Origin of the sequence: Streptomyces sp. NPDC058000, from assembly GCF_042886435.1 — a bacterium.
In the GTDB taxonomy this organism is placed as follows: domain Bacteria; phylum Actinomycetota; class Actinomycetes; order Streptomycetales; family Streptomycetaceae; genus Streptomyces.
Window position 1 is genome coordinate 1 of record NZ_JBHVQS010000131.1, and the last position, 2,292, is coordinate 2,292.

2 protein-coding genes are annotated in these 2,292 nt (G+C 67.6%); both read right to left on the reverse strand.

Annotated elements, in window-relative coordinates; genetic code table 11:
• Nucleotides 1–1,335: condensation domain-containing protein (locus ACFVT2_RS43275; RefSeq protein ID WP_390027982.1), on the reverse strand; the 1,335-nt coding region annotated here is incomplete at its 3' end.
• 115 nt (nt 1,336–1,450) lie between these two features.
• Nucleotides 1,451–1,696: a phosphopantetheine-binding protein gene (locus ACFVT2_RS43280; RefSeq protein ID WP_390027985.1), complete on the reverse strand. Its 246-nt coding sequence runs from the start codon at nt 1,694–1,696 to the stop codon at nt 1,451–1,453.
• Between the last annotated feature and the right edge of the window lie 596 nt (nt 1,697–2,292).

Sequence of the window (2,292 nt, forward strand, 5' to 3'; positions counted from 1 at the left end):
AACGGCAACCCGCCCGGCATCGCGGGCGACCTGCCGCGCGAAGAGCTCCGGAATGGAGAGGTCCTGCACCACAGGTGCGGTCGTCAGCCCCTGACCGGCTTCCGAAAGCCGCGGTACCGTGACGACCTCCCCCGGTGCCGCGTCCGGGTCTGCCACGAACGCGGCGACCACGGTGTCCACTTGGCGGCAGAACTGCTCGGCTGCGCTCACGGAGATCTTGCCACGCTGGTACCGCAGCAGACCGTGCAGACCCTCGGCCTCCTGGCGCAGATAGAGGGCGAGCGGGAACTGCGCCGTCCCGAGGTCGAGGTCGGTGTGCGGCGTGCATCGCGCACCCCCGGCCGTGATCTCGGGAAGTGGCGCGGTGGGCACCACGACGAGCCGGGGCCCTTCGCCGGCGCCCTTCGGCAGGACCGTGGACAGCGGCAGATCCGCGTCACGGTAGGCCCGCATGGACCGCGCGTGGGCCTGGCGCAGGAAGTCGGCAACCGTGGGCTGTTCGTCGAAGCCGAGCGGGATCGGCACGGTGGAGTTGAAGTACCCGACCGTCGCCGCGTGCCGTGGCGTCCTGCGCGAGACCGTCGCACCAAGGACCGGGCGAGCGGCTCGGGCATTGCGGCCGAAGACCAGCCCTGCGGCGGCGACGACGAAGGAGTACGGCGTGATCCGGAGCTCGGCGGACAGCTTCCGCACCTGCTCCCACAGCGCCTCGTGCAGCCTCAACCCGCATATGGCGCTGCCCACTTCCTCCTCTGGGGGTGCGGCCCAGTCGAGCGCGGGAGCGAGATCGGCAGCCGCGAGCTCGTCCCGCAGGGCGGCCGCGCGCTCGGTCCGGTCCGGCGTGACCGCTGTGGCGGTTCCCCAGTCGGCGAACGTCTGCGCGGGCTCCGCCTCGTCACCCGCGAGCAGCCAGCGGGCCATCAGCTCGGCCGACGGTTCGTCGACGACCAAATGGTGGGCCACGACGACGAGATCGGCGCGGTGGCCCGGGTAGCGCAGCAGCACGACGCGCAGCAGCGGTCCACGCGCCGGGTCCATGGGGCGTCGGCACTCCTGACGCACGCGCCGGGCGGCCAGCGGGCTTTCGGGGTCGATCGGTACCGACGAGACGTGCAGGGAGGGAGCTCGTTCCGCCGGAGCGAAGAACCACCCCTCACTGCCCTCGACCACGCACGCCGCCAGCATCGGGTGCGCGGCAAGCAGCCGCTCGAACCGCGCCCGCAGCTCCGTATCGTCGAGGGCACCCTCGACTCGGTAGACGAGGGCCACGTGATAGGTCGTGGGGTCGTCCGCGGCCCGGTCCGCCACATAGAGATCGGACTGGCTCGGAGTCAACAGGCCGAGGTCTTCGCTGCCCCTGAGTGCCTGACGAGGCAGCGAAACCGTCTGGACCGTCTGAACTAAAGGGCCACGGGGCGGAGTTGATGTCATACCGGAGGACATCGTCGCCTCAACGCCCGGGCGTGGAGGCGACAACGAGTGCGCAGAGCGCCTCGACTCCGGTCGCTTCAAGCACGTCCAGATAGTCGATCTCCTGGCCGGTCACCTCGAAGACCCGGGCGGTGAACAGAACGGCGTGGAACGAGTCCCCACCGTTCTCCAGAAAGCCGAGGTCGAGGTCCGCTCCCTCGCCGAGAACTTCGAGCCAAAGGGCCTTCACGTCCTGGACTAACTCATCCGGCACAACGGGCCTCATCCACTTGCTCCTCCGTCACGGGTAATAATCAGAATCCGTCTATGGAATGCGCAATACATGGCGTCATGGAGTCTTCGATCAAGCCGAAAGGCAAGCCGGAAGCCGAGCCGGAAAATGTGCCCGAGCCAGACGTTTTCATGATCCTGATACGGCGGAAGCCGAGGTGTCAAGCAATATTTTCCCAAGCCAAAGGATGACCGCCGCGATCCCCCTCGCCAGAAGTTACGCTCAACTCGTGGCACTTGCACCAACGTTGCCGAACGGCCATATTCGGGCATAAGTAACGCCCGCCCGCACGCAAGGCGCACTGCGGCTCTTCCTTTTGCGTCGCGCTTCGATATAGGTTCCCCATCGGGCGAACGCCGAAGTGGGCCGATGGAAAATCTCAAACCGGGGGCTGTTGACTCATGACTAGTGAAGCCTTAGCTGGGCCGCTTCAGGCCGCTGACGGCGATCCCACCACCGCCCCCGCACAAAAGGCGACGTACGGGAAAGGCCCTTCTCTCGGGCACTGCGGACCACTGACCTCGCCCCAGATGAGCATTCCGGAGGCCTTCACCGCGCAGGCGCGGCGGGCCCCGACGGAAACCGCTGTC